Origin of the sequence: Halorussus sp. MSC15.2, from assembly GCF_010747475.1 — an archaeon.
Lineage (GTDB): Archaea > Halobacteriota > Halobacteria > Halobacteriales > Haladaptataceae > Halorussus.
This window is the reverse complement of sequence record NZ_VSLZ01000005.1, coordinates 141,821-168,600: the sequence shown is the minus strand read 5'-3', so window position 1 is coordinate 168,600 and position 26,780 is coordinate 141,821. Positions and strand designations below refer to the sequence as shown.

The 26,780-nt window shown below is 66.1% G+C and carries 22 protein-coding genes and 1 pseudogene; 11 read left to right on the top strand and 12 right to left on the bottom strand.

Features of this window, described 5'->3' with window-relative positions:
• Positions 1–9: 9 nt before the first annotated feature.
• From FXF75_RS17660 to argS, 3 genes are all read left to right on the top strand, one after another.
• Positions 10–1,572 carry a Na+/H+ antiporter NhaC family protein gene (locus FXF75_RS17660; RefSeq protein WP_163523161.1) on the top strand — a complete coding sequence of 521 codons (1,563 nt, stop codon included), beginning with the start codon at positions 10–12 and terminating at the stop codon, positions 1,570–1,572.
• Positions 1,573–1,736: 164 nt separating this feature from the next.
• Entirely contained in the window at positions 1,737–3,824 is a 2,088-nt protein-coding gene (locus FXF75_RS17655) for a PQQ-binding-like beta-propeller repeat protein (protein WP_163523160.1), read from the top strand.
• Between the two features lie 93 nt (positions 3,825–3,917).
• Positions 3,918–5,690, top strand: coding sequence for an arginine--tRNA ligase (gene argS / locus FXF75_RS17650; protein ID WP_163523159.1), 1,773 nt, complete (start codon positions 3,918–3,920; stop codon positions 5,688–5,690).
• Here the strand turns inward: argS and FXF75_RS23195 are convergent, their stop codons facing one another.
• Both FXF75_RS23195 and minD read right to left on the bottom strand, forming a co-directional pair.
• Positions 5,691–5,825: a hypothetical protein gene (locus FXF75_RS23195; protein ID WP_275897440.1), complete on the bottom strand. Its 135-nt coding sequence runs from the start codon at positions 5,823–5,825 to the stop codon at positions 5,691–5,693.
• A 42-nt stretch (positions 5,826–5,867) separates the two neighbouring features.
• Positions 5,868–7,598, bottom strand: a complete 1,731-nt coding sequence (gene minD / locus FXF75_RS17645; RefSeq protein ID WP_163523158.1) for a cell division ATPase MinD — start codon at positions 7,596–7,598, stop codon at positions 5,868–5,870.
• 195 nt (positions 7,599–7,793) lie between these two features.
• On the opposite strand from minD, the gene prf1 reads away from it, so the two are divergent.
• Positions 7,794–9,035, top strand: coding sequence for a peptide chain release factor aRF-1 (gene prf1 / locus FXF75_RS17640; protein WP_163523157.1), 1,242 nt, complete (start codon positions 7,794–7,796; stop codon positions 9,033–9,035).
• Positions 9,036–9,082: 47 nt separating this feature from the next.
• On the opposite strand, the gene FXF75_RS17635 is transcribed toward prf1, so the two are convergent.
• From FXF75_RS17635 to FXF75_RS22230, 3 genes are all read right to left on the bottom strand, one after another.
• Positions 9,083–9,358, bottom strand: a complete 276-nt coding sequence (locus FXF75_RS17635) for a hypothetical protein (RefSeq protein ID WP_163523156.1) — start codon at positions 9,356–9,358, stop codon at positions 9,083–9,085.
• A gap of 225 nt (positions 9,359–9,583) precedes the next feature.
• Positions 9,584–10,576, bottom strand: a complete 993-nt coding sequence (locus FXF75_RS17630) for a radical SAM protein (RefSeq protein ID WP_163523155.1) — start codon at positions 10,574–10,576, stop codon at positions 9,584–9,586.
• Positions 10,577–10,640: 64 nt separating this feature from the next.
• Complete coding sequence (locus tag FXF75_RS22230; RefSeq protein WP_205427807.1) at positions 10,641–12,182, bottom strand: hypothetical protein; 1,542 nt, start codon at positions 12,180–12,182, stop codon at positions 10,641–10,643.
• 213 nt (positions 12,183–12,395) lie between these two features.
• Here FXF75_RS22230 and FXF75_RS17620 point away from each other — a divergent pair, with 213 nt between their 5' ends.
• Positions 12,396–13,484 (top strand): DUF373 family protein, encoded by a 1,089-nt coding sequence (locus tag FXF75_RS17620; protein ID WP_163523260.1) that lies wholly within the window; start codon positions 12,396–12,398, stop codon positions 13,482–13,484.
• 77 nt (positions 13,485–13,561) lie between these two features.
• Here FXF75_RS17620 and FXF75_RS17615 read toward each other — a convergent pair whose 3' ends face one another.
• The gene (locus FXF75_RS17615) at positions 13,562–14,404 is read right to left on the bottom strand and encodes a polyprenyl synthetase family protein (protein WP_163523154.1); all 843 of its coding nucleotides are present in this window, start codon (positions 14,402–14,404) and stop codon (positions 13,562–13,564) included.
• Between the two features lie 222 nt (positions 14,405–14,626).
• Between FXF75_RS17615 and FXF75_RS17610 the strand changes: the two genes are divergently transcribed.
• Complete coding sequence (locus FXF75_RS17610) at positions 14,627–15,721, top strand: BGTF surface domain-containing protein (protein WP_163523153.1); 1,095 nt, start codon at positions 14,627–14,629, stop codon at positions 15,719–15,721.
• A 35-nt stretch (positions 15,722–15,756) separates the two neighbouring features.
• Here the strand turns inward: FXF75_RS17610 and FXF75_RS17605 are convergent, their stop codons facing one another.
• The 5 genes from FXF75_RS17605 to FXF75_RS17585 all read right to left on the bottom strand — a co-directional run bounded on the left by FXF75_RS17605 (position 15,757) and on the right by FXF75_RS17585 (position 20,876).
• A complete protein-coding gene (locus FXF75_RS17605) occupies positions 15,757–16,371 on the bottom strand; it encodes a helix-turn-helix domain-containing protein (protein ID WP_163523152.1) in 615 nt (204 codons plus the stop codon).
• A gap of 71 nt (positions 16,372–16,442) precedes the next feature.
• The gene (locus tag FXF75_RS17600) at positions 16,443–17,735 is read right to left on the bottom strand and encodes a S8 family serine peptidase (RefSeq protein WP_163523151.1); all 1,293 of its coding nucleotides are present in this window, start codon (positions 17,733–17,735) and stop codon (positions 16,443–16,445) included.
• A 102-nt stretch (positions 17,736–17,837) separates the two neighbouring features.
• Entirely contained in the window at positions 17,838–18,791 is a 954-nt protein-coding gene (locus FXF75_RS17595; protein ID WP_163523150.1) for an electron transfer flavoprotein subunit alpha/FixB family protein, read from the bottom strand.
• Positions 18,788–19,579 carry an electron transfer flavoprotein subunit beta/FixA family protein gene (locus FXF75_RS17590; RefSeq protein ID WP_163523149.1) on the bottom strand — a complete coding sequence of 264 codons (792 nt, stop codon included), beginning with the start codon at positions 19,577–19,579 and terminating at the stop codon, positions 18,788–18,790. The genes FXF75_RS17595 and FXF75_RS17590 overlap by 4 nt, the downstream gene beginning before the upstream one ends.
• Positions 19,580–19,718: 139 nt before the next feature.
• Positions 19,719–20,876 (bottom strand): hypothetical protein, encoded by a 1,158-nt coding sequence (locus FXF75_RS17585; protein WP_163523148.1) that lies wholly within the window; start codon positions 20,874–20,876, stop codon positions 19,719–19,721.
• 349 nt (positions 20,877–21,225) lie between these two features.
• Here FXF75_RS17585 and FXF75_RS17580 point away from each other — a divergent pair, with 349 nt between their 5' ends.
• Entirely contained in the window at positions 21,226–22,296 is a 1,071-nt protein-coding gene (locus FXF75_RS17580; RefSeq protein WP_163523147.1) for a hypothetical protein, read from the top strand.
• A 194-nt stretch (positions 22,297–22,490) separates the two neighbouring features.
• Entirely contained in the window at positions 22,491–22,952 is a 462-nt protein-coding gene (locus tag FXF75_RS17575) for a type IV pilin (protein WP_163523146.1), read from the top strand.
• A gap of 43 nt (positions 22,953–22,995) precedes the next feature.
• Here FXF75_RS17575 and FXF75_RS17570 read toward each other — a convergent pair whose 3' ends face one another.
• A complete protein-coding gene (locus tag FXF75_RS17570) occupies positions 22,996–23,622 on the bottom strand; it encodes a methyltransferase domain-containing protein (RefSeq protein WP_163523145.1) in 627 nt (208 codons plus the stop codon).
• 186 nt (positions 23,623–23,808) lie between these two features.
• Here FXF75_RS17570 and ahaH point away from each other — a divergent pair, with 186 nt between their 5' ends.
• From ahaH to FXF75_RS17555, 3 genes and pseudogenes are all read left to right on the top strand, one after another.
• On the top strand, positions 23,809–24,141 hold the full coding sequence (gene ahaH, locus FXF75_RS17565; RefSeq protein ID WP_163523144.1) for an ATP synthase archaeal subunit H: 333 nt from the start codon (positions 23,809–23,811) through the stop codon (positions 24,139–24,141).
• Positions 24,128–26,298 (top strand): annotated as a pseudogene (locus tag FXF75_RS17560) (V-type ATP synthase subunit I). Before ahaH ends, FXF75_RS17560 begins: the two are co-directional and overlap by 14 nt.
• 191 nt (positions 26,299–26,489) lie before the next feature.
• A complete protein-coding gene (locus FXF75_RS17555) occupies positions 26,490–26,759 on the top strand; it encodes a F0F1 ATP synthase subunit C (protein ID WP_163523143.1) in 270 nt (89 codons plus the stop codon).
• Positions 26,760–26,780 lie beyond the last annotated feature (21 nt).

The window sequence follows — 26,780 nt, the reverse complement described above, 5'->3', positions numbered from 1 at the left end:
CCGACCGTAATGGCATCTGAAACGTACGGTATCATCAGTCTGCTCCCGGCACTCCTCGCCATCGTGCTGACGCTGGTGAGCAGACAGGTGTTGCTCTCGCTGTTCGCGGGCATCTGGATAGGTGCGACCATCCTGATGGGGTGGAATCCGGTCGTCGGGGCGGCCCACTCCCTCCAGTTGGTCATCGACAACATCACCGCATCGTTCAACAGCAAACTCCTGTTGTTCACGTTCCTCTCGGGCGCGATGCTCGGGATGATATTCCTCTCCGGGGGCATGAAGGCCCTCGCAGACCGCATCATCTCGGGGATTCGGACCCGCCGACAGGCGGAACTCGGGACGAGCATCCTCGGGATGCTCATCTTCGTGGACTCGTACGCGAGTACGATGATTACCGGGTCCGTGATGCGGCCCATCACCGACAAGTTCGACATCAGCCGCGAGAAACTCGCGTACCTGCTCGACTCCACCACCTCGCCGGTCGTCAGCGTCGCCGTCGTCTCGACGTGGGTCGGCTTCGAGGTCGGCCTCATCAAGGAGCAGTTCTCGGCGCTCGGCATCGAACGGAGCGCGTTCGTGGTGTTCCTCCAGAGCATCCCGTTCAGATTCTACAGTCTGCTCGCGGTGGCGCTCGTGTTCATCGTCGTCATCACCGGGTGGAACTTCGGCCCGATGAAGCGCGCGGAGAAGCGCGCGAAGGAGACGGGGAAGGTCCTCCGCGACGACGCCGACCCGCTGCTGGAGACCCGCGAGGAGGACATCGTCACGCCCGACCACGTCGATTCGCGCTGGTGGTACTTCGCGGCCCCCATCGTCGCGCTCGTGACCGTCACGGGTCTCGGACTCCTCACCTCCGGCGGATGGCCGGGCGTCGCGCCGGTCGAAGCGCTGAAGGACGCCGCGACGGCCGACGCCATCCTCTGGGGCGTCTTCTCGGCCTGCGCCCTCCTGTTGGCCATCCTCGTCGGTCACGCTCGCGTCGAACTCGAAGACATCAGCGACTCCATCTTCGAGGGGTTCAAGATGGTGATGTTCCCGGTCGCCGTCCTCTCGCTGGCGTGGACCATCGGGTCGGTCAGCGAGGCGCTCGGCGTCGGTCCCTACGTCGTCTCGGTGGCGGAGGGCGTCATCACCGCCGAACTCCTCCCCGCGGTCGTCTTCCTCGCCGCGGCCATCATCTCGTTCAGTATCGGCACTTCGTGGGGGACGATGGGCATCATGTTCCCCGTGGCCGTGCCCCTCGCGTTCAACCTCGGCGCACCGCTCCCGGGCGCTATCGGCGCGATTCTCACCGGGTCGCTGTTCGGCGACCACTGCTCGCCCATCAGCGACACGACGGTGCTGTCGTCGATGTTCGCCGGGGCCGACCACGTGGACCACGTGAACACCCAGATTCCGTACGCCGTCCTCTGCGGGACCGTGGCGACCGGCCTGTTCCTCGCCAGCGGCTACGGCGTCTCGCCGCCGCCGCTGCTCGCCGCGGGCGTCTTCGCACTCATCGCGGCCGCCTACGGCCTGTCCCAGCACACGACGGTCACGATGCCGAAGGTCTTCGGTTCGGACGCCGACTGACGACCTCGGCCGACGCTCTTTCTCCGCTTCCGCGTTCGCGTTGCGCCTTGGTTCCCGCGTGACGGTCGAGTACGCCGCGCCGAGGCGTGAGACCTGACGGTCCGCAGGTAGCGTCCGGAGAAAGATACATGTGGAAACGCTGAGACGACTGAACGAACGAGACCATGAACTGGTCGCCGAGTAGACGGGAGTTTCTCACGGTCGCCGGTCCGGGAGGCGTCGCGCCGTCGGTCGTCACGGACCGTCGGGCGAGTCTCGGCAACGTCTCTCTCGGGAACGCGACCGACGCCGTGCCCGACCATCCGTTCGCGCCGACGCCCGAAGTCGAGTGGTCCGTCGATACCGAGACCGAGGAGCCGTTACTTCGCGGGTCGGCGGCCGACGACGCGGTCTACCTCACGACCGAGACCGGCGTGCGCGGATTCTCGACCGACGGACGCGAGCGGTGGCGTCGCCGGATAGCGAGGGACGGTGCGGACCATCCGGTCGAGATACACCCCGGAACGGGCGTGGTCTACGCCGAAGGCAGGGCGGGAATCCAGGCGCTCGACGCCGAAGACGGTCACACCCGGTGGCGGTACGCTGGCGAGAGCGGCGTCGCCGAGAGATACGTGGACGTCTCGCTCGTGACTCCCGAGACGGTCTTCGTTCACGAAGACGGTATCGCGGCGGTCGCGGCGTCGGACGGACACGAGCGATGGCGATTCCGACCGGACGACTCGCTCTGGTTCAACCCCCACCTCGACGGTGACACCCTCTATGCCGGGACGACGCACGGTCATCTGTACGCGCTCTCCGCCACGGACGGGAGCGTCCGCTGGCACGCCGACCGCTCTGCCGACGGTACGCCGCGGTTTTCGGTCGCCGGCGTGACCGACGACGTCGTGCTCGCGTGGGGCTACGAGACCGGGCGACTGTACGGGTTCGACTGCGACGACGGGGCGCTCCGGTGGCGATTCGACGCCGACGCGGACGAGAGGGGGTTTCCCGGGGTCGTTCTGGAGGACACGGCGTACCTCGGCGACGGTCGGCGACTCCGCGCGATTTCGACCGCCGGCGGGACCGAACGCTGGCGATACGACGCGGGCGGCCCGGTTGTCGGTTGGCCCCGAATCGACGACCGGACCGCGTACTTCGGTACGCGCGGCGGCGTCCACGCTGTCTCGACCGCCGACGGAACCGGACGATGGCGCTTCTCGACGGACGCGGACGCCCGAGCGTCCGTCGTCGGCGTCACCGACGGGACAGTCGTCGTAGACAGTGAGGCGGAGGCCGTCTACGGACTGGACGCGAAACGCGGCCGTCTCCGGTGGCGGTTCGACCATCCCGGCCGCTCGCGGTGGTTGCCGCAGGTCACCGACGACGGGGTCTACTTCGTCACCGGGTCGGGCACCATCTACGCCCTCTCGTCGCCCGATTCGACGCCGCTCTACGACGCTTACCGGACCGCCACCTCGCCCGTCGCTCTCGCGGTCGGCGGTCTCGTCGGTGCGGCGGTCCTCGCGCGAGCGTATCGCCGTCGCGACCCCGACTACGACGCCCGCGGCGACTCGGCGACCCCGACCGAAATCGCGGACTTCGAACTCGGCGACCGCCTCGCCGGGTCCGACTCCGCAGAGGTCTTCGAGGCCCGGAACCCGGCGGGCGACCGCGTCGCGCTGACGCGAGTCACCCCCGACGCGATAGCGGACGACGCCTTCGAGGCGGCCGTCGAAAAGTGGGCAGACCTCGACGTTCGGGGCGTCCTCGCCGTCCGTACGTGGGGTACCGAACCGTCGCCGTGGGTCGCCACCGACCCAGCAGACGCATCCCTCGCCGACCGCGCCGAGGACCTGCCGACTGCCGACCTCGCCCACGCGCTCGCCGATGCGGCCGAGACGGTTCACCGCGCTCACCGCGCCGGCGTCACGCACGGCGCACTCGGCCCCGGAACCCTCTGGCTGTCGGACGGGGAGGTTCGAGTCAGCGGTTGGCGACTCGCTGCCGCGCGCCGCGCCGAGTCACCCGTTCGGCCGACGGAACCGAACGACGACCCGGAGACCGCCGACGGCGACCGTCTCGCGGTGCTTGCCGCCGGCCTACTCGGAGGCTCCGCGACCGACCCCGACCGACCCGACGAACTCGACGCGGTCCTCTCGCGGGCGCTCGCGGCCGACTCCGCCGACGGCTACGACTCGCCGCTCCGGTTCGCCGATGCGCTTCGGTGGGCCGTCCGAGAGACCGGGATGCCCCGGAAGGGCGTCGGAGAGTAACGAACGGAACGGAGTGCCGACCGGCCGACCGCGCGGACCGACTGTCACGCTTCAGAAACCCATTTATCCGCCGGTCGAAAACCAACGAGTAACATGTATCTCCAGTTCCGGGACGACGTGGAGGCGCTTCTGACCTCCGCACTCGACACGCTCGACCTCCCGACCGACGACCTCGGTGTCGAGGACCCGCCCGAGGGCGTAGACGCCGTGCTGGCCTCCAGCGCGGCGTTCCGACTCGCCGGGGAAGTCGGCGCACCCCCGCCGAAGGTCGCGGCCGACCTCGCCGACGCAATCGACGCGAGTGAGTCAGAACTCGTCGCCGCCGCCGCCGCGCAGGGACCGTACGTCAACTTCGCGCCGAGCGACGCCTACTACGAGGGCACCGCCGAGGCGGCCCAGCGCGAGGACTTCGGCCGCCTCGAACCGACCGGCGAGGAGGTCGTGGTCGAACACACCTCCGCGAACCCGACCGGCCCGGTCCACGTCGGGCGGGCGCGCAACCCCATCGTCGGCGACGCCGTGGCGCGCATCCTCGCGTTCGCGGGCAACGACGTGGACCGCCACTACTACGTCAACGACGCGGGCCGCCAGATGGCCGTCTTCACGTGGGCCTACGAGACCTTCGAGGAAGACGACCTGCCGGACCCGGAGCGCGACAAGGCCGACTACGACCTCGTGCGCTACTACCGGATAGGTAACGAGTTCTTGGAGGAGGGCGACCCCGACGAAGTCGAGGAGGCCGAAGACGAGATTCAGGCCATCATGCAGGGGCTGGAGTCCGGCGACGAGGAGACCTACGAGCGCGTGCAGGAGGTCGTGGACACCGTCCTCGGCGGGATGCGCGAGACGCTCGACCGCCTGCCCGCCGAGTTCGACGAGTTCGTCAAGGAGACCCGGTTCCTCCGCGACGGGTCGGCCGACGACGTGGTCTCGCGCCTGAAGGAACTCGACGAGGCCGTCTACGAGGAAGACGCGTGGCAACTCGACTTGGAGGAGTTCGGCATCGAGAAGAACTTCGTGTTCCTCCGGTCGGACGGCACCACGCTCTACGCGACCCGGGACCTCGCCCACCACGAGTGGAAGTTCGACGAGTACGACCGCGCCGTGACGGTCCTCGGAGAGGACCACAAGCTACAGGCCCGCCAGATGAACGCGACGCTCGAACTGCTGGGCAACGACACCGACGACCTCCGGCAGGTCATCTACTCCTACGTCAATCTCCCCGAGGGCAAGATGTCCACGCGCGCGGGCACCGGAATCGACCTCGACGACCTGCTCGACGAGGCCATCGACCGCGCCCGCGAGGAGGTCGAGACCCGACTCGACGACCGCATCCGCGACGACGACCTGACCGACGAGGACGTAGAGCGCATCGCCGAGCAGGTCGGCATCGGCGCGGTCCGGTACGACATCGTCTCCAAGCAACCGACGAAGGCCATCACCTTCGAGTGGGACCGCGCGCTCGACTTCGAGGCCCAGAGCGCGCCCTACGTCCAGTACGTCCACGCTCGCTGTTGCGGGATTCTCGAAGAGGCCGGAATCGACCCCGCTAGCACCGCCCCGGTCGCCGAGGGCTTCGACGCCTCCCTGCTGGAGACCGAGGCCGAGCGCGAACTGCTGGCGGTCGTCGCGCGCTTCCCCGCGGTCATCGAGGAGGCCGCGGAAGACCTCGAACCGCACGTAGTCGCCACCTACACCCGAGAAATCGCCGATACGTTCAACACGTTCTACCGCGAGTGCCCGGTGCTGGCCGACGACGTGGACGACGACCTGCGAGACGCCCGCCTCGCACTGGTCGCGGCGTCGAAGCACGCGGTCGGCAACGCGCTGCAGGTGCTGGGCGTCGCCGCGCCCCGGTCGATGTAATCAGACCGGCACCACGAACTCCGGCGGGACGAGGAGGTTCCCGCCGACGAACAGGACCGCCCCGGCGGCGACTGCGAGCGTCAGCAACACGAACAGGAGGACCCACCAGAGCGAGACCGAGCTATCGTCTGCCATGGTGATACGTGCGACCGCGAAGCTCCTTAGAAGTTGGCGGTGCTACTTGAACAGCGACCCGAGACGGCCCAGAACGCCGTCGCTCTCTTTCGATTCGTCGTCCTCGGAACTATCTCCCTTCGAGACACGTTCGTCGGACTCGCCGTCTCCCTGCGGGGGTTCGCCCGTCTCGCGTTCGCCCCGGCGGTCGTCGGGGACTGCAGGTTCGTTCTCCTCGAACGGGACCGCGTCCGCCGTCGGGCCGCCGGACTCCCCGAGACCGGATTCCGACTCGTCCAGTTCCTCAGGCGTCGCGGTGGCCGACGCCGACTCGTTCGACTTCGGTTCGGACGCGTCCGCCGCGGTCGGTGACTCCGCCCGGTCGGCCGACGACCCCGCGGCCAGCGGGTCGTCCTCGGCGGCGAAGGGGTCGTCCTCGTCCTCGGCGTCGTCGCTCTCCTCGGCCGCGAGCGGGTCGTCGTCCTCGTCGAGGAAGTCGGTGTCCGACTCGCCGCCGGACGAGGAGTCGCCGCTCATCTGTGCCAGCGGGTCGGCGTCTCCGCTCTGGGAGTTCGAGTCGGCGAGACGCTCGTCGCTGATGTGTTCGTCGATGAGGTCGTCCACGCTCCGGGCCTCGTTCGTGCCGAACGACGCCGCGCTCTCGTCCTCGCCTCCGCTTGCGTCTCCGTCTCGGCTTCCGCCCTCGCCAGCGCGGTCGTCCTTGCTCGCGCTGTCGGTTCCGCCTCCGTCGTTCTCCTCGCCTGCGCTCGCGTCCTCGTCTCCGCTCTCGCCTGCGCGGGTCTCCCTCCCGCGCTCGGTCTCCGAGTCCGGCGACGTCGCCGACCCCGCCTCAGTCTGCTCTCGAATCTCGTCGGCCGCGTTCGCCAGTTCGCCGCCGAGGAGTTTCTCCGTCCCGTCGTCCTCGCCGATGGCGTCGCGGACGTTTCCGGCTAACTCCGCGCCGGTGAACGGGTCTGCGTCGAGTTCGTCGTCCGCGTCGGTCGGTTCGGACGTGCCGTCCTCGTCGGCCGATTCGTGGTCGTCCTCGCCGTCGCCTTCGTCGGCGAGGTCCAGTTCGGGGTCGGGGTCGGCGTCGCCCGTCAGCACCGCCGCCAGTTCGCGGTAGGCCTGCCCGGCGGGCGCGTTGGGTGCGAACGCGGCGAGCGGACGCCCGGCGTCGATGCCCATCGGGACCGCTTCGTCCTGCGGGACGACGGCAAGAACGTCCGTCCCGAGGGTCTCCTCCACATCGTCGGCGTTGAGGATGTCGCTACTGCGCTGGGTCAGGACCGCGCCTCGGACCTCGCTCTCGACGCGCTCGGCGAGTTCGCCTGTCTTGGCCGTGTCCCGGACCGAGGCCACGTCGGGCGTGGCGACCAGCAGCACGGCGTCCGCGAGCGCCAGCGGGACGAGCGTGTCGTAGCTCACGCCCGCTCCGGTGTCGAGCAGGACGTAGTCGTACTTCTCGCGGAGGTCGGCGACGACCGCCTCTAGGTTGGCGGGGTCGGACTTGACGAACGCCTCGATGTCCGTCGCGCTCGGCAACACGTCGATGTCACCGGGCGCTCGGTAGATGGCGTCCTCGAAGGCCGCCTCGCCCGCCAACACCTCGTGGAGCGTGGGCGTCTCTATCTCGAAGTCGAGGAAGTCCGCGAGATTCGCCATCCCGAGGTCGGTGTCCACGACGACCACCGAGTGGTCCCGGTCGGCCAGCATCGCGCCGAGATTGATGGCCGTCGTCGTCTTGCCGACACCTCCTTTGCCGCTCGCTATCGCGTATACCGTGCCGGACATGATACTCGTTGTCCCAACCGAACCGTGTCACGCATATAAATTTAGTCCGTCGGAGGCGACACGTCCGGGCGCGTTCGCCGGTCGAACCGGGGTATCGTCTGCCGCGCGCATGACGCTATCGACCGGGCGATAGCGTCATGCGCGCGACCGTAAGGTCAAAGGTTACTTACCCTCTGGAGGGCCTAGAACGAAGTAATGAGCGAGCAGGAAGGCGAGCAGTCCGACAGGAAAAAGTACGAGTTCCAGAAGGTCATCGAGGACCTCAGGGACTACGAAGGGTCCGGGACTCAACTCGTTACTATCTACATTCCGCCGGACAAGCAAATCAGCGACGTGGTCGCTCACGTCACTCAGGAGCACAGCGAAGCCTCTAACATCAAGTCGAAGCAGACGCGGACGAACGTGCAGGACGCGCTGACTTCCATCAAGGACCGCCTGCGCTACTACGACGTCTATCCGCCGGACAACGGACTGGTCATCTTCAGCGGTGCCATCGACTCCGGCGGCGGTCGGACCGAGATGGTCACGAAGGTGCTGGAGGACCCGCCCGAACCCATCCAGTCGTTCCGCTATCACTGCGACTCGGCGTTCCTGACCGAACCGCTGGAACACATGCTGGCCGACAAGGGTCTCTACGGTCTCATCGTCCTCGACCGGCGCGAGGCCAACGTCGGGTGGCTGAAGGGCAAGCGCGTCGAACCCGTCAAGTCGGCCTCCTCGCTGGTGCCGGGCAAGCAGCGCAAAGGTGGTCAGTCCGCCCAGCGTTTCGCCCGCCTCCGCCTCGAAGCCATCGACAACTTCTATCAGGAGGTCGCCGAGATGGCCAACGACCTGTTCGTCCCCAAGCGGGGCGAACTCGACGGCGTCCTCGTCGGCGGTCCCTCGCCGACCAAAGACGAGTTCCTCGACGGCGACTACCTCCACCACGAACTTCAGGACCAAGTCCTCGGCAAGTTCGACGTGGCTTACACCGACGAGTCGGGCCTCTACGACCTCGTGGACAGCGCCGAGGACGCCCTCGCCGACGCCGAGGTGATGAAGGACAAGAACGAGATGGAGGAGTTCTTCAAACAACTCCACGACGGCAACAAGGCCACCTACGGGTTCGAGCCGACTCGTCAGAACCTCGTGATGGGGTCCGTGGACCGTCTCCTGCTGTCCGAGGACCTCCGCAAAGACGTGGTGGTCTACGACTGCGGCGACAAGGAGGAGTTCGAGTTCATCGACCGCCGGGAGGACACGCCGACCCACACCTGCGAGAACGGTGCCGAGGCCGAGGTTCAGGAGCGCGAGGACGCCATCGAGTATCTAATGACCATCGCCGAACAGCGGGGCACCGAGACGAAGTTCATCTCGACCGACTTCGAGAAGGGCGAGCAGTTGCAGTCCGCGTTCGGCGGCGTCGCCGGGATTCTGCGGTACTCGACCGGCGTCTAAACTCTTTACCGGAATCCAACTCCGTACCGACGCTTACCGTTCGCGTCTCACGCCTCGACAGCCTCCGTAGTCGTTTCGACCGTCGCGTTTCCGTCTGTTTCTGTCTCGTTCGCTGTCTCTTGCACGGTCGTCGTTCCGAAGACTGTGGGCGTCTGCGCGGGTTGGGCGGTGGGGTCGCCCCCGGCCTCGACCGTCTCGGCGGGCGTGGTCTCGGTCCCCTCCTCCGTCGTCGTCGCCGCGTCCTCTCCCGGTCCGAAACACCCCGCGCTGACTATCGCCGTGAACAGTACCGCGACGACTATCGCCGTTCGTTTCGTTACCATCGTCTGTCGGGTTCGGCGACCCACGTGAACAACCCGGTGACGGTTCGTACTGTTACAGTCGTCGGAGCGTTCCGTTTACGTCTTCAACGACGAAATACTGTCCTCGAAACGTAGATAACTCGGCGTTCCGCCTCGTTCACTCGCTTCGCTCGTACGCTCGCTGGCAAAAGCTGGACCAAAAGTCGTCGTTCGACCTACTCGCTCACGCCGTTCGCCCGCAGGAAATCACGCCAGCGGCGTCCGCTCGACGACCTGCCCGTCCACGGTCGGGTACTGCTCGACGATTTCGCCCTCCTCCACGTCGCCCTCCTCGACCATCTCTTCGAGGAGCCACCACGCCAACTCGACGTGGTCGGACTTGACGGTGTAGAACTCCTCGGGCACGCCGAGTTCTTCGAGGCGGCGCTCGGGTTCCCACGTCTTTCCGTAGACCAGCGTCCCGTCGTCGGTCACGTCGTCGAACTCCCGGCGGATGTTCCGGGCCATGCGCTTCATCCGGTTGCGGTGCTGGGCGGCGTCCTTGAAGACGGAGGTGCAGAAGTAGACGCGCTCGTGGTCGCCCATCGTCTCCAGAATCTCTTTCGACCCTTCGACGGCGCTCATGTGGCCGTCCTGCAGTTCGTAGCCTTCCTCCTGCATCCGGCGGAAGTTGCCGTCGCTCATCTCGAACTCGTTGACGTTGCAGAACTCGGCCGCGCCCTCGTCGAGGAATTCGAGGAACTCCTCTTCGGCCCGGATGCCGGGAATCTCGAAGGCAGGGGTCAGACCCTCCTCGCGGGCGATGTACAGAATCTCCTCCCACTCCGTGCCGTGCATGTCGCCCCAGAGGTCCAGCGGCGGGTGGAACCGAATCTCGTCGAGTCCGGCCTCCGAGAGGCGGCGCATGTTCTCGCGCCCGCCCGTGATGCCGGTGTAGAGGTGAGTGTGGTGGTCCTCGCCGAACTCGTCTTTCAGCAGCGAGAGGTACCGACACGTCTTCTCCATGGCCTCCTGCGGTTCACCGCCGGTGATGGAGGTACCCAGCGCGTCCATGCGCTCGGCCTCCCGAATCACGTCCTCGTCGGACTCGACCTTCCGCTCGTTGGCGTACACGTCGGTGACGTTCTTGCGGTTCTCGCCGAGGGGGCAGTAGAAACAGTCCCGCTGGTCGCAGTACCCGTAGACGAAGAGTACCATCTTGCCTCCTTTGGCGCACTGTTCGCATCCCTTCGAAATCATTCGTTAGGTACGGATAACGGGCCGAGACTCAAAAAGCGTGCGAAACGAGGGTGGACGCCCGGACTCACCCGTGTTCGGGAATCGAACTAGGGGTACCGCGCAGTTTCCGGGCGCGGACGCCGAGCAGATAGCCAAGGAGGCCGAACGCACCGCCGTAGAGCAGCGCCATCTCGACGGGGAACGTCGGCGCGTAGTGCGGAACGAGCGGCGTCGCCCAGTGGTTGACCGCCCATCCCACGACCGGGGCGCTGGCGAGTAACACCGACGGCACCAGACCGGCGTCGAGGGCCGCACCCAGCGCCGCCAGTCCGACGAGCGTCGCTCCGGCGACGACGAAGAGTCCGGAGACGCTGCCCGCGTACGTGGGGAGCGAGTGTTCGATGGCCGTGTACGTCCCCCGCGCCGCCACCTGCTGGGCGACCAGTATCGTCAGCAGAACGGCGCTCACCGTGGCCGCCGCGGCGCGTTCGGCCGGACCGACGATTCGGGACCGGGCGTTCCGCATCGACAGGCCGACGCCGAGCAGCGCCCGGACGGCGACCGACAGTCCGCTTCCGGCGTCGAACGCGGGCGTGCGTCCGCGGTTCGCCGACCGCCCGTCGTCGGTCGATGCGGACGGTTCCTCGGTCGACGCGGACGACTCGTCGGCCGACTCCGCTCGGAGGTCCTCGACCACCGTCTCGGCGACGACGTCGGCCCCGTTGTCCGAGGGGGTCGCCGCGGGCGGCGACTCCACCGCGTCCAGCACGTCGAGGGGGTCGTCGGCCACGGTGAATCCCTCGACGTCGGCCCCACTCAACTGCTCGGCGACGGCCTCCTGTTCGTCGGTCTCGGGGGAGACGACGCAGGGCGTTCCGGCGACTGCGGCGTCCATGATGGTGGAGTAGCCCGAGCAGACGACCACGTCTGCGTCCCTGATGTGTGGAAGTAGCGACGCGACGGGTTCCCAGTCGTCACCGCCGACGTTCAGCACGTCGTGACCCCGGCGTTCGAGTCGCGCCGCGACGCCGTCGAAATCCGAGTAGTGGCTTGGCACGAGCACCACGTCGGCGGCGTCTCGTACGCTGTCGTCGCCCTCCAGCGAGACCGGCGGAATCCGCGTCGCGCCGTCGGGGTCGATGTCGGCGGGCGGCCAGACGGCCGGGTAGAAGAACTCTCGGGTCACCGCCGACTGGAAGACGGTGTGGAACCGTGCCCCGCTCCGCTCGACGGGGTCGCGGTACAGCCCCGGAACGTCGTGTTTCAGGACGTAGAGCGGTACGTCCGTCCGGGAGGCGGCTATCGCGGCGAACATGTCGTCCGTGACCAGCGCGTCCGGTTCCGTCTCGTCGAGCCAGTCCACGTACTCGGCCACCCGGCGAGCGCTCGCAGGGACGCTTTGCGTCAGGACCTTCCCGAGCGACCCGCCCTGATAGGTGTCGATGTAATCGACGGTCGTCGGTTCGAACTCGTCGTACCCGTTGAGCGACACGAACTCGGTGCCAGCGCCGCCGCCAGCCATCAGCACTTCGGCACCGCTGTCCCGGATTGCGTTCGCGATGGCCAGCATGCGCGTCGCGTGACCAGCACCTTCCGGATAGTGGGCGACTGCGATTGTGTGGGGCATTGCTGAGCGAAAACCTGTTAAACCCAACCTCAAACTGTCGGCATATTAACTTTCTGTTTGCTCGTCGCTGGATGCGTCCGTCACGGTCGGACTCGGCTGATGATAGCTTTTCCCACGGTATCGACCGGCGTCACCGCCGGACCCGACGCCGAGTTCCGACTCCCGGAGACCGTCCCCGAAAAGAGATAAACCCCGGACGCATAGCCCCGAATGATGCTGCTGGTCCTGTGTGTGGACCTCGACGACGACCTCGGTCGCAAGACCGACTTCGACACGCCGGTCATCGGCCGCGACAACGTCGAAGCCGCCGCGGTGTCGTTAGCGACCGCTGACCCCGAGGACAGCGACGTGAACGTCATGTTCGAGGGCGTCCACCTCGCGGACCGAATCGAGGACGAGACCGTCGAAGTCGCGGTCGTCACCGGCACCGACGGCGGCGACATCGCCGCGAATCGAGCGGTCGGCGACGAGGTGGACGAGGTACTCGCCAGTCTCTCGACCAGCGAGGAGATTCAGGCGGTCATCGTCACCGACGGCGCGCAGGACGAGAGCGTGATTCCGGTCATTCGTTCGCGGGTGCCCATCGACGGCGTGCGCCGCGTGGTCGTCCGGCAGGCGCAGGACCTCGAATCGATGTACTACACCATCAAGCAGGTGTTGGACGACCCCGAGACCCGCGGGACCATCCTCGTCCCGCTGGGCATCCTGCTGCTCATCTATCCGCTGGCCATCCTCTCGGACATGTTCGGTCTCCCCGGCGCGGCCGTGTTCGGCGTCACCTCGGGGCTGCTGGGTCTCTACGTCCTCGGACGGGGACTCGGCGTCGAGCGCGTCCTCGACCGCGCGGCCGAGAAGGCCAGAAACAGCCTCTACGCCGGTCGGGTCACGCTCATCACGTACGTCGTCGCGGCCGCCCTGCTGGTCATCGGCGGCGTCCGCGGTGCCGAGACGCTGAAGGCGGTCGAGACGACGACCAACGGTCCGATGAGTCCGCTCAAAGTGCTGGCGGCGCTCGTCAACGGGGCCGTGACGTGGTTCACCGCCGCGGGAGTCACGACGAGTCTCGGCCAGATTACCGACGAGTATCTGGCCGACCGCTTCCGGTGGCGCTACCTCAACGCGCCGTTCTACGTCCTCGCCATCGCCGTCGTGTTGCACGCCGTGAGCGCCTTCTTCCTCGACGAGGTTCCGCTGACCTACCTCGCGGTGATGCTGACCGCCGGGACCCTGCTCGGACTGACGAGCACGCTCGCGTTCGCTATCGCCGAATCACGGCAGTCGGGTCGAGTCGAACCGAGCTAGCGGTGACTCTCTGGCCGCTATTTCGGCAGGAACAATCACGGACCGACCGTCGTGAGGCGACCCGTTCTCAGACGGAATCAGCGCTCGCGAGTCACGACGAACCCCGCGAGGTCACGGAGGTAGTCGGTCGCGGTGAGGTCGGGCGTGGCCGCACGGTCGAGCGCGGCCAGCGCCTCCTCGGATTTCTGATGGGCCAGCGCGGCCGCCTCGTCGGCGTCCAAGTCGGTCACGCGGACGATAGACGGGCGACCCATCTCGGCGTCGTGGCCGGTGGGCTTGCCGAGGTCGTCGGCGTCTGCGGTGGTGTCGAGGACGTCGTCGCGAATCTGGAACGCCACGCCGACCTTCTCGGCGTACTCGCCGAACGCCTCGACGGTGGCAGGGTCGGCGTCGGCCGCGATAGCGCCCAACTCGGCCGCGGCGCGGAACAGCGCTCCCGTCTTCCGGCGTGCCAGTTCCATGTACTCCGCTCGGTTCGTGGGTCGAGCGACCAGCTCCGTCGCCTCGCCCTCGCCGAGTTCGACCATCGCGTCCGCGACGGCCTCCATGGCTCGGGGGTCGGGCGAGAACAGTTCGAAGGCTTCGCCGATGAGTCCGTCGCTGGCGACGATAGCCGGAGAGTAACCGTACTCCGCCCACGCGCTCGCGCTCCCGCGTCGCGTGTCCGAGCGGTCGATGATGTCGTCGATGACGAGCGAGGCGTCGTGGACGAGTTCGACCCCGACAGCGAAGTCCACGGCGTCGTCGGCTTGACCCCCGGCGGCCTCGCACGACAACACCGTGACGGTCGGCCGGACGCGCTTGCCCCCCGACAGCGCGACGTGGCGGACCTCCTCGGCGAGTTCCGTCGGTTCGACGCGGTCGAGGACGACTTCGAGGCGCTCCTCGACCAGTGCCCTCCGGGACTCGGGGTAATCCATTGGCCGGGAATCAGGACCGGCAGAACAAGTACGTGACGAAGTTGGTGGGACCTGAACGGTCTTCGGACTCGTCCGTGGCCGTGGGTTAAATCCCAAATTAAGGTAACGTGACAGCTTTTTCGGTCCGGTTCGTCTATCGACGCGTATGTCCCCGACTGACCTGACGACCGACGACGGACCGCCCTCCGGAACGCCACGTCTCGGGCCGACGGAGGTGAACCGATGACGGGCCGAAGCGCGCGATTGCTGACCGCCGCCGTGGTCTCGCTCCTCGTAGCCACGTCCGGCACCGTCGCGGTGGGGTCGGGAACTATCTCGGCCTTGCCGCCTGCGGAGCGACTCTCCTCCGGCGCAGTCCCAGACGCCGCGTCGACCGCGCCGATGCCTGAAGCGACCGGACCGGTCGATGGAAACGGGACCACCATCGTCACCGACGGCGGAGAAGTGGTCCTCGACGTCGCGCCGAATCAGACGATTCGCGGAGAGACGAGTCTGGAACCCGGAACCGAACTCCACCTCAACGTCGAAGGAGAGACGTTCCTGAAGTCCCAGCAGACCACGGTCACGGACCGCGGGACGTTCGACGCGACCTTCGACATGAGCGGCGTGGGCGAACAGGACGTCGAAATCAGGGTCTACCGGGACGAGACCGTGCTGGCGGAGGCCCCCGGACGGGTGACGTGTTCCGGCGGTTGCGAAACGGGCGGGACGGACTCGGACGGCGGGAATCGTATGGCCCCCAGCGACGGACCCGCCGTACAGGCCATTACGGAAGTGAGCCAGAACCGAACCGCCTCGATAAAAATGCTGTTCGGGGGCGCCGAAACCGTCACAATCTCAATCGGCGGTCCGGAGGTCAACTACGTCGTCAACGGGACCGTCACCGACCGAGACGGCGACGGGCACGCGACAGTGCTGTTTCACACCAATCGTGCGGGAACCGACGCGCCCACGCTCGGCGTCGTGGACGACGGCGGGACTCGCATTGTCGAGACGAGCGCCGAGACTTCCCTCGACTCGCCGCTCGCTCCCGCTTCGTACGACGTGAGACTGTTCGCCGGACCGAACGCCAGCGGTGATGTAGCGGCCGTGGGGACCGTCGTCGTCTTCGAGGAGGCGACCGAGTCGGACGGTCGAGACGGCGCGTCCGCGAGTACTACTCCGACGACGCTCGGAACCGTCGCGGGCGACGACGCGGACGCGTCCGAGACTGGCGGCTCCGGGAACCCGTTCCTCGGCGGCGTCGGGATGATAGCTGCCGGCGGCGTGCTGGCGGTCGTCGGCATCGGCGTCGTCCTCGGTCTCTTCCGGAACTGACCCGGTCGGTCGCCCACGCCCAACCCCAGTTTTCGCTACCGGTTCAGTACGAACGCCGCGACGGCGACGACGACCAGACAACCGCAGAAGAAGACGACGCCCGGTTCCGCGAGGTCGAACACGACCCACGCCAGCGTCTCGCGCGCCGTGGTCGGGTCGGCGGTCGGACTCGCCGGTCCCACCACGTTCCCCCGACCGACCGCCGGACTGGCGAGTCGCTCGACGCCCCACTGGACCAGCAGGCTGGCGGCCCCGAGGATGCCGAGACCTCCGACGACGTCGGCCAGCGAGTGGCGGACCTGCGGTCGGACGTCGCTGTCGCCGACCAGCACGAGGGGGTCGGTGGCGGGCGCGTACACCGTCATCTCGTTGCCCTTCTCGGAGTAGCGGGTATCGACCGGCGCTATCAGTCCTGCCTCCTCCAGCGTCGAGAGGTGATAGTGGAGGTTCTGGACCGAGGTATCGACGCGCTCGGCGAGTTCGGAGGGCGTGCCCGGCGACTCGAACAGGGTCCGGTACACCTCCCGGCGAGTGTCGGGTCCGAGGGCGTCGAGCACGTCGTCGGTCTCCTCGCCCCCGACGTCGAGGACGCGCAACTGCTCGTCGCCGCTCGCGGTCCCGTCTTGCAATCGTTCGATGAGTCCCGACATGTTGCCATCCCGTCGTTGTCGAAGTCTCCGTAAAGCGGCCACTAAGACCTGTCCATAGCTTAAATCCGGGTTTAACCCGTCGCGTTTCGCGCGCCGACCGCTCGGACGGGGCGGAGTCGCCCGTAGCCCGTGACGGGGTCCGCGCCGGGTCGCCCCGCATCGACCGCGGTCGTCTCGAGTCGTCGCTCGACCGCCCGCGGGGCGAGGTCGGGTCGCTCGTCGACGACCAGCGCGGCGACGCCGCCGGCGTACGTGGCGGCGGCCGAGGAGCCGACGAAACCCTCGGTGTCGGTCGCGTCGGGATGGCTGGGGGCGACGAGGTCCACTCCGTCGCGCCCGTCGGGCGTCGGCCCGCGCGAACTGAACGGTTCGACCCGGCGGGCGGTAGCGTCGTACGCCCCGACCGTGACGACCGACGGGGCGCTCGCGGGCGCGACGAGACTCCCAGCGGACCGAACGTGCTGGAAGTCGTGCGTCGGCGAGGAGAGTTCGAGGCGTGCCCCCGTCGCGTTCGCCGGTCCGCGGACCGTGACGTAGTACGTTCCCGACCGGACGCGGGCGACGATTCGCTCGTTCGGCACCCCGTCGCCGGGATACGGCGACGAGCGCGCGACCAGTCTGCTTCGACTGCCGTCGGTCCAGTGGAGTTCGGCGGTGTAGTCCTGCTCGCGGTGGGCGTCGTCCCACGACAGCCAGACTGCCACGTCCCGTCCGTCTCCCCGGACGTAGTTCCGCGCGTTATCGCCGAAGGTGAGTGTGCCGTTCTCGACGCCGCGGTACCGGCCGGTCCAGTGACTCCGAGCGAGGTTGCCCGTCGGCGAGACGAAAACGACTCCCTCGTCGGTCGCTCGCTCGGCGACGTCGGCGACGGGCGACGTGCCGTCGCCGGGCATCCCGTAGAACGACACCGGGGCGACCACGACGTCTACCTCCTCGGCGACCAGCCATTCGACCGCTCGTCGGAACCCGTCGGGGGAGTCGAACGTGGTCAGATAGAGGTCGGCGTCGGGCGCGACGCGGGCGACCGTCTCGGCCGCCGCGGTCCCGTGGGCGTTTCGACCGTCGTTGCGCACCGTCCCGTCGGAACCGAACGCCCTCGCGTCCACGACTCTGCCGTCGAGTGCGGTCGCGTCGGTGTCGAATCCGGTCACGTCCACGACGCCGACGGTCACGTTCTCGCCGGTCACCCCCGCGTCGTGGAGCGCCGCAACCTCGGGACCGACGGCAGTCGCCGGTGTCGAAGTCGTCTGACTCCCGACCGTGCTGGCCGACAGTGACGTCGCGAGGAGGGCGAGACTACCGGCGAGCACCAAGACGCCCAGAACTGCGACCGCCAGCGCCCGCCGGGACTCGGGAGAGACCATCGGGCCATACTCGAACCTGACACGACAAATACGTGACGAGGCGATACTCCGCTACCTCTTCCGTGGCGCGCCAAAAAGCCGCGTTGAAAAGACCGTAGGAGTCTACTCGAACTCTTCGATGAGTTCCGGCACGACGTCGAACAGGTCGCCGACGATACCGTAGTCGGCGATGTCGAAGATGGGCGCGTTCGGGTCGGTGTTGACTGCGATGATGGTGTCGCTGCCCTTCATCCCGGCGACGTGCTGGACCGCGCCGGAGATACCGATGGCGAGGTAGACGTCCGGCGTCACGACCTTCCCGGACTGACCGACCTGCCGGTTCTTGGGGAGCCAACCGCTGTCCACGATGGGTCGCGAGGAGGCCAGCGTCGCGTCGGTGGCCTCCACGAGGTCCTCGATGAGCGGGAGGTTGTCCTCCTCCTCGATACCGCGACCGATGGAGACGATGAAGTCGGCCTCACTGATGTCCACGTCGCCGCCGCCGACTTCTTCGAAGCCGGTGACGGTCGAACCGGTGTCGGTGTCGATGTCGGCGTCGAACTCCGCGACATCGGCATCTCCGACGCCCTCCGCGCCGGGCCACTCCGCGCCCCGGATGGTGACGGCGTACTGGTCGCCCCCGACCTCCACGGTCGTCTCGACCTTTGACCCGTACATCTCGCGGGTCACGGTCAGGCCGTCGTCGTACTCGAAGTCCACGGCGTCGGTCGCCAGCGGGAGGTCGAGCCGGTTGGCCACCGCGGGCGCGTAGTCGAGTCCGTTGACGCTGTTGGGCATCAGCACGACCTGCGGGTCGAGTTCGCCGTGGAGCGCCTCGACCGCCTGCACGTACACGTCGTGGTTGAACTCCTCGCCCTCCGAGACGGTGTGGATGGCGTCCACGCCCTCCCGGTCGAGTTCCTCGGCGAACGACTCGGTGTCGCCACCGATTACGGCGACGTGGAGGTCGCCGCCGGTCGCGTCGGCGAGCTGTCGTCCGGCGGTCAGCAGTTCGTAGCTCACGTCGCGGAGTTCGCCGCGGCGGTGTTCGGCGACGGCGAGAACGTCGGGACTCATTCTGCCACCCCCTTCTCGCGGAGGACTTCGGCAAGCTTCCCGGCCGTCTCGCTGGCGTCACCTTCGAATATCTCGGCGTCGCTCTCGCTCTCGGGTTCGTACATCGAAGTCAGCGTGAGGTCGCTCTCTATCGCGTCGGCGTCGAGACCGATATCGTCGAGGCTCTTCGGTGCGATTTCCTTGCTCTGGGCCTGCCGAATGCCGCGCAGACTGGCGTAGCGCGGTTCGTTGATACCCGTCTGAATCGTCAGTACCGCGGGTACGTCGATGTCGGTGAGTTCCTCGACGCCGCCCTCCAGTTCGCGGTGGACGTGCGCGACGCCCTCGTCGGCGTCGAAGTCGAGCGCGTTGACGACCGCGCCCCACTGGAAACCGATTTCGTCGGCCAGCGAGACGCCGGTCGCACCGAACGTGTCGTCGCCCGACTGGACGCCGGTCAGCACGAGGTCGGGGTCTTCCTCCTCCACGACGGCCTTCAGCAGGTTCGTCTTGGTCTCCACGTCGAGCAGGTCAACGTCTTCCAGCGCGTCGTCCCAGACGCGGACCGCGCGGTCCGCTCCCTTCGCCAACGCCATCCGGATGGTCTCCTCGGACCGCTCGGGACCGATGGTAACGGTCACGACCTCGTCGGCCGGGCCGTCCTCCTTCAACTGGACGGCCTCCTCGACGGCGTAGTCGTCCCACTCGTTCAGGTCGTACTCGAGGTAGCGCTCGTCTACCTCGGTCCCCTCTATCTCGAAGTCGTCAGCGACTTCGGCGACCTCCTTCACAGTCACCAGGACCTTCATAATAAATACGTCTCCGGCGCAGGGGTAAACGTTTACGAAACGCGCGACACCGGGTCACGCGTTTCCGACTCGTACCTCGCCAGTGTCGTTTCCCGACTGTACGGTCTTCGGCCACCTGTACAGTCTTCGTCCGCCGGAGTTACTCCACGTCGGCAACGTCTTCGTCGGGGAGCGTGATGAGGTTCTCTCGGCCGATTCGGAGTTTGTCCACGTCGTCGTTCTCGTCCATCTTCGAGAGTAACTGAGAGACCTTCGCGTTCGACCAATTGGTCTCGGTGACTATCTGGCCCTGCTTCATCCGGCCGTCGTTCTCCTCCAGCAGGTGAAGAACGCGCTCTTCGTCGCTCAACAGTTCCATAGACGGCCCTTCGTCTTCGTGGGACTCGGACGACGGTTCGTCCCCGTCGTCGGCGGTGGCCGAGACGGTCGGCGGCGACTGCGTCCTGTCGTCGGTGTCCGCGACCGGTTCGGGGTCAGCGCCGCGACGCTGTGACAGCGCGTACGCCCCGAAGCCGCCACCGAACAAGAGGAACACGACGAGCAGTCCCCACGTGCTGGAGATGTCCGGGAACCACGGTGGAATCGTCGAGTTCTCCGTACTCTTCGGCGAGTAGGTCACCCTGAAGTCGCCGCGTTGGAATTGTTGGGGACCTTCGTACCGAAGGACGGTCCCGTTGGAGATGACGCCACCGGACGGACTCGCTCCGGAGATGTAGTAGTTGTCGGGGACCGATATCACCAGCGTCTGGTCCTCGCTCAACGCCGGGAGCCACGTCTCCGACCCAATCCAGAACGCGTCGCCGAGGGCGATTTGACTCTCGCTTACCTGCGTGAAGTTCGTCCACGTGAACGACAGCGAGACGATGCCCACGGTTTCGTTGTTACGGACCTGCGCCGACCGACTGACGCGCTGGAGTTCCATCCGGCGGTCTGAGTCGGCGTTCACGCGCTCGACCACGCGCTGGAACGTCGCTCTCGTGGGACCGACGTTCGTGTCCCCGTTCTCGTACTTCTTCGCGAGCTGACGGAACGATTCGGCCTCTTGGTCGTCGTGGAGGACGTAACGCTGCGTGACGGTCCATCGAGCGTCTCCGTTCTCTCGGAGGGAGACGTACATCTCGGTCGTGTCGTTGACCGTCGTGTTCGCTTGCGTGGCGTTGGTCGCGCTGAGGGCTGACGCGGACTCCGAGGAGGTGTGCGGAGCGACCGCTCGGTCCTCGGCCGAGCGACTCGCTCCGACTCCCGCGACGGAACTGACGACGAGGAGGACGACGAGGAGGGCGGCGAGTGACCGCATACAGTCGCGTGAATGCGCCGACAAGAAAATACTTTCCATCCGTAGATAAAACGTCAGAACGCTCCGTAAAACGTCTCGTCCGTTCTCGAAATCTCGTCCGGCGTTTCATAGTTCCGGGAATAATTTAATGATGGGCCTTCGAGTAGGCGTACGTATGCGATTCACCCCCGTTATGCTGGCATTACTGCTCGCGCTCTCCCCCGGAGCAGTCGCGGTACAGGCGACGGCCCCGACCACGCCAGCGTCCGCCCCGAACACCTCCCCATTCACTTCCCCCGAGAGTGCCGTATCTGAACAGACAGGGAGCGACACCGTACAGCCCGTCGGTGGCGAAAACACGACTAACGTCATGACGCTCGGGACCGCCCCGGCGCGTACCGCGTTCGACTCCCCGTCGCTCGCACTCGGTAGTTCGCTCACGATGGACCGCGGCGAGTTCCGGACGGAACTCACTGTGAAGTCGCTTGGCCAGCAACTACAGGCGACCGACAGTGTCGAGAAGAAGAAACAGGCCCTGAATCGGTTCCGATATCGCATCGAGAACCGAATCATCTCGTTGAAGGCAAACGAACAACAGGCGACGCAGGCGTTCTCGAACGGGACCATCTCGAAGAGCGAATACGTCCGCACGCTGGCCAGCATCGACGCAGAAGTGGCCGACATCCGGAAACTGATAACTGAAATGCGGACTCGTGCGAACTCCGTTCCGAGGTTCGAAATGCAGACCGAGGCGCACACACTGCGAGGGAAACTCGTGTCGCTTGAAGGCCCGGTCCGAAACCGAATTACGGCGGCGATTCGAGGTGAAGAACCGCCCATCAGAGTGTACGTGGGTACCGGAACGAACGGAATAGTACTCTCCACCATCGTAAACGGGAAGTACGTTCGTGAAATCGTCCGCCACGACCGGCGTAATCCCGCCGCCTCCGGCGACTCTACTTTGGGGTCTGCGCGAAAAGACATCATAAACCAATACCGTTGGGCCTTCGAAAATCGGAAAAGTACCGCGACGAACGCACTGTACGGCACTAACAACATCTATCGGATGCAAATGACGCACACACACGGCAAACTCGTCGTGTACTACGACGGCGGTACGGAGTCGGTCTTCCGGGAGATGCAGCACAAACGACTGAACGGCGAAACGCCCCTCCCGACGGGACCGTCGGTAAGCAACACCTCGGAGAACGTCACCCTGACGGTCAATCGCACGTTCGCCGGTGGACCGCTCCGCGTGAAACTCACCAACGCCACGGGCGCACCCGTTCAGGGCGACGTAACGGTCGCTGGCGACCCCGTCGGACGGACCAACTCCGACGGTGTCCTCTGGACGCTCGGTCCGGCCGAACCTTCCCGCGTGAGTGCGACTTACGACTTCACGACGGTCAACGTGACGGCCGCCCCGGTCGAATCGTCGTAGGCCAACCCGTTCGTCTCTCTTCGTCTGAAACGGCTCCCATCGTTACGAACGTATCTCCAGACCTTCCGAATCCGTCTTCTCTTCGCTCGACACGACTCTCTGTAGCGTCGTACCAGCCTTCCGCCCGGGCGGTCGAAGGCGAAACGTCCGTCACGGCCGAAGATTGAAGGCCGAAGCCGGAACGAACCCTCCCCGTGTCGGGACGCGCCACCTCCCCAGCTCTCGGTATCGTCCTCCTACTCGTCGTTACGGTCGCGCTCGCGGGCACCGTCGGCAGCCTCGCGTTCGGAACGACCATACCGTCGGACGCTCCGAGCGCCGTAATCGACCTCCGAATCGACGCCGACGCGAACCGACTGACGTTCCTCCACCGCGGAGGAGACGTACTCGACGTACGCGACCTGACGGTCGGGATTCGAATCGACGACACTGCTCTCGACACTCAGCCACCGATTCCGTTCTTCTCGGCGACGGGGTTCCGTCCGGGACCGACCGGACCGTTCAACAGCGCGGCGGACCCGAAGTGGTCGGCGGGCGAACCAGCGAGCGTCCGACTCGCGGAAACGAACGACCCGTCGCTATCGTCGGGGTCCTCGGTCGTCGTCACGTTCTCGGTGAACGCGTCCGTCGTCGCAGAAGTCGCGGCGACGGCGTGAGCATCGGGGGTTTCGCACCGAAGACGGCCGGTAGCCAAAACTGCTACTCGTCTTCCGGGTCGCGCGCGACGGTCGTGATAGCGACGTCGGGGTCGTAGGTTGGACCCATCTCGCGGTGTTCGACGTCCACGTATCCCGCTTCGCGGAACATCCGGTCGGCCTCCTCGCGGTCGTAGAACAGCATGATGGCGTTCGCGACCTTCTGCATGACTGTCGATTTCGGGTTGTTCGGACCGACCACGAGGACCTGCCCGCCGGGCTTGACGACTCGGCGCATGTCCCGGAGCGTGGCGACCGGGTCGGGCCAGTACTCGATGGACCCCGACGACCACACGACGTCGAAGGAGTCGTCCTCGAACGGCAGTCGCTCGGCGTCACCCCGGTAGAAACTCACGGGGTCGTGCTTGCCGAGTTTGGCCCACGCCTTCTCCAGTTGGTGGACGCTCTGGTCGAGTCCGTGGACGTTCTGGGTGTGTTCGAGGAGTCCTTCCGTGGCGAACCCGGTCCCGCAACCGACGTCCAACACCCGGTCGCCCTCCTGAATGTCCAGCATCGCCAGCGCCTCGTCGCGCATCTGTTCGTTCCAGATGAACGGGTTGACGGTGTCGTACACCTTCGAGAGGTACTTGTAGAAGAGTCGAGCGCGACTCTTGTCTTCGAGGATACCCATTACCCCGACAGTTCGGACCGCTGGCCAAATAATCCTGCTATTCCCGTCGCGGGGTCCTTCGCTCGCAGGCCGGTTTCCTCCGATAGAGACCGTGATGGTCCTGTGTCAACATATCTCAGTTGATGTGACGTGGGGGAGAGTTCGCAAGTAGTATATACGCGGTTCTGCAACTTTCGCGTGATTAGTATGCCGAGGCCAGAGGTTCTCGAACGAATCAAGGAGGCCGAGCAAGAGGCCGACGACATCGTCGCCGAGGCCGAGGAGGAGCGCGAACAGCGCATCTCCGACGCTCGGGAAGAGGCGGAGCAAATCCGCCGTGAAGCCGAGGCGGAGGCGTCCGAGCTTCACGACGACCGTCTCGCCGAGGCTCGCGAGGAAATCGAGGCCGAGCGCGAAGAGATTCTCGCCGAGGGCGAGCAAGAGCGTGAGGCACTCGAATCGCGGGCGCGCGAGAACGAGGAGGAAGTAACTGACTACGTGGTAGACCTCTTCGAGGAGGCGGTGCATGCTCAGACCTGAACGAATGAGCAAGGTGTCCGTGACGGGTTCGCGGGCCGTCATGGACGACGTCATCGAGACCATCCACGAGCTAAATCTGGTCCACCTCTCGGACTACGACGGTTCGTGGGAGGGCTTCGAACCGGGCGACCCCGTCGAGGGGGCCGACGAGGCGTCCGAGAAACTCGTCACTATCCGTTCGCTCGAGAGCATTCTCGACATCGACGAGGAGGACGCCGGACGAGTCGCATCGTCACCGACGAAGCACTCGAAGACGAACTCGAATCCGTCCGGTCGGAGGTCAACCAACTCGAAGACCGACGCAGCGAACTCGACGAGGACCTCCGCGACGTGGAGGAGCGACTCGACTCGGTGAAGCCGTTCGCCGACCTCGGTATCGACCTCGACCTGCTGTCGGGGTACCAGACGCTACAGGTCGCAGTCGGTGAGGGCGACGCCGACGAGATTCACGACACGCTCGAAACCGCGGACAGCATCCGCGAGTTCGAGACGTTCACCGCCGACGGCACCGTCGCCGTCTTCGCGTACCCCGCGGACGCCGCCGACGAAGACGCCCTCGACGAGGCGCTGGTCGGCGTCGACTTCGCGGCGCTGGAAATCCCCGATGCCGAGGGAAGCCCCGGTGACTACGCCGAGGAACTCGAACACGAGCGCCAGCAACTCGAGTCCGAACTCGACGACGTCGAGAACGAACTCGAAAACGTCAAACTCGACACCGCGGGCTTCCTGCTCGCGGCCGAGGAGAAGCTGAGCATCGACGTGCAGAAGGCCGAAGCGCCGCTCAACTTCGCAACCACCGAGAACGCTTTCGTCGCCGAAGGCTGGATTCCGTCCAAGCGTTACACCGAGTTGGCGAGCGCGCTGGGCGACACCGTCGGCGACCACGTCGAAGTAGACGAACTCGAACGCGCCTCGTACGACGCCCACGAGGCCCACGGTCCGGAAGACCCCGACGCGAACGAGGTTGCCGCGGACGGCGGCACGACGATGGACGACGACCAACCGCCGGTCGTGCAGGACAACCCCGGCGCGTTCAAGCCGTTCGAACTGCTGGTCGAGACCATCAACCGGCCGAAGTACTTCGAGTTCGACCCGACGGTCGTCCTGTTCCTGACGTTCCCGCTGTTCTTCGGGTTCATGATTGGGGACCTCGGATACGGACTCCTGTACATGGGCATCGGTTTCTGGCTGTTCAGTAGCTTCGACAACGACGCAATCAAGAGTCTCGGCGGCATCGCGCTGTGGGCGGGCGGCTTCACGGCGCTGTTCGGCGTCCTGTACGGCGAAATCTTCGGCCTGCACATGCTCGGAGATGTCGTCTGGGGCGGTCACCCGCCGATTAAGAAGGGTCTCCAGCCGGTCAACGCCGACTACGCGCTGACGTGGCTGGTCGTCTCGATACTCGCGGGACTCCTCCACATGACGGTCGGCTACCTGTTCGGCTTCGTCGAGGAGCTGAACCACGACCCCGTCGACGCCGTTCTGGAGAGCGGTTCGTGGGTCCTGCTGTTCGCGGGTGTCTGGACGTGGATTCTCAGCACGCAGGCCCGCAACCAGAAGCCCAACTTCCTGTTCACCATCTTCGCCGGCGAGCCGTTCTCGCTCGGGTTCAGCGGCTTCTCGCCGCAGGTTGGCACGCTCGGTCTGGCGCTCGGAGGACTCGGACTGGTCCTCTACATCGCGGGTGAAGTCCGGCACTTCGGCGGTCCCGGTATCCTCATCGGCGCGCTGGAGAGCCTGAGCGTCCTGTCGGACGCGCTCTCGTACACCCGAATCGCGGCCGTGCTGCTCGCCAAGGCGGGGATGGCCTTCGTGGTCAATCTCCTGTTCTTCGGCGTCTTCGTTACGGGCCACGGTAGCCACGCCGAGTGGCACTTCGGCATCGGCCACATGCCCGAGGTCGGAACGATGTACCACGGTCACGAGGTGACGAGCCACATGTTCGGCGGACTGGTTCACTCCGGTATCGTCGGCCTGTTCGTCGGCTTACTCGTCCTCGTCTTCGGGCACCTCCTCGTGCTGGCGCTCGGTATTACCAGTGCCGGTCTACAGGCGGTGCGCCTCGAGTACGTCGAGTTCTTCGGCAAGTTCTACGAGGGCGGCGGCGAGGAGTACGAGCCGTTCGGCTACGACCGGAACTACACGACTCAGGACTGACCGCGTTTTCCTCTTTTTCGATTCGACGGCGACCTCTGTTTTGGCTAATATTCATTGGCAATCGGTACCATAAACCTCGGCTTGAGCCGCTCGAAACGGCGTCGGTGTCGAACTCTTTTGGGAAGCTTTATGACTCCTGTAGCGGGAAATACGACTGTCCGGTTACGAGAGCCACAGGAGAAGCAGAAACTATGCTCGAAATTGCACCTGCATTCGTCGACGCGGTATTGCTTGCACAGGAAACCGGTGCCGCTGCCGGCCCGACCATCACCAAAAACGGTATGGCCGCCCTCGCCGTCGGTCTCGCGGCCATCGGTGCTGGATACGCCGAGCGCGGTATCGGTAGCGCGGCCATCGGTGCCATCGCGGAGGACGAGAGTCTCTTCGGTACGGGCCTCATCATGACGGTCCTTCCCGAGACGCTCGTTATTCTGGCGCTGGTCACGTTCTTCGTCGGTTAAACGCACCCCCTTTCCCTCTTC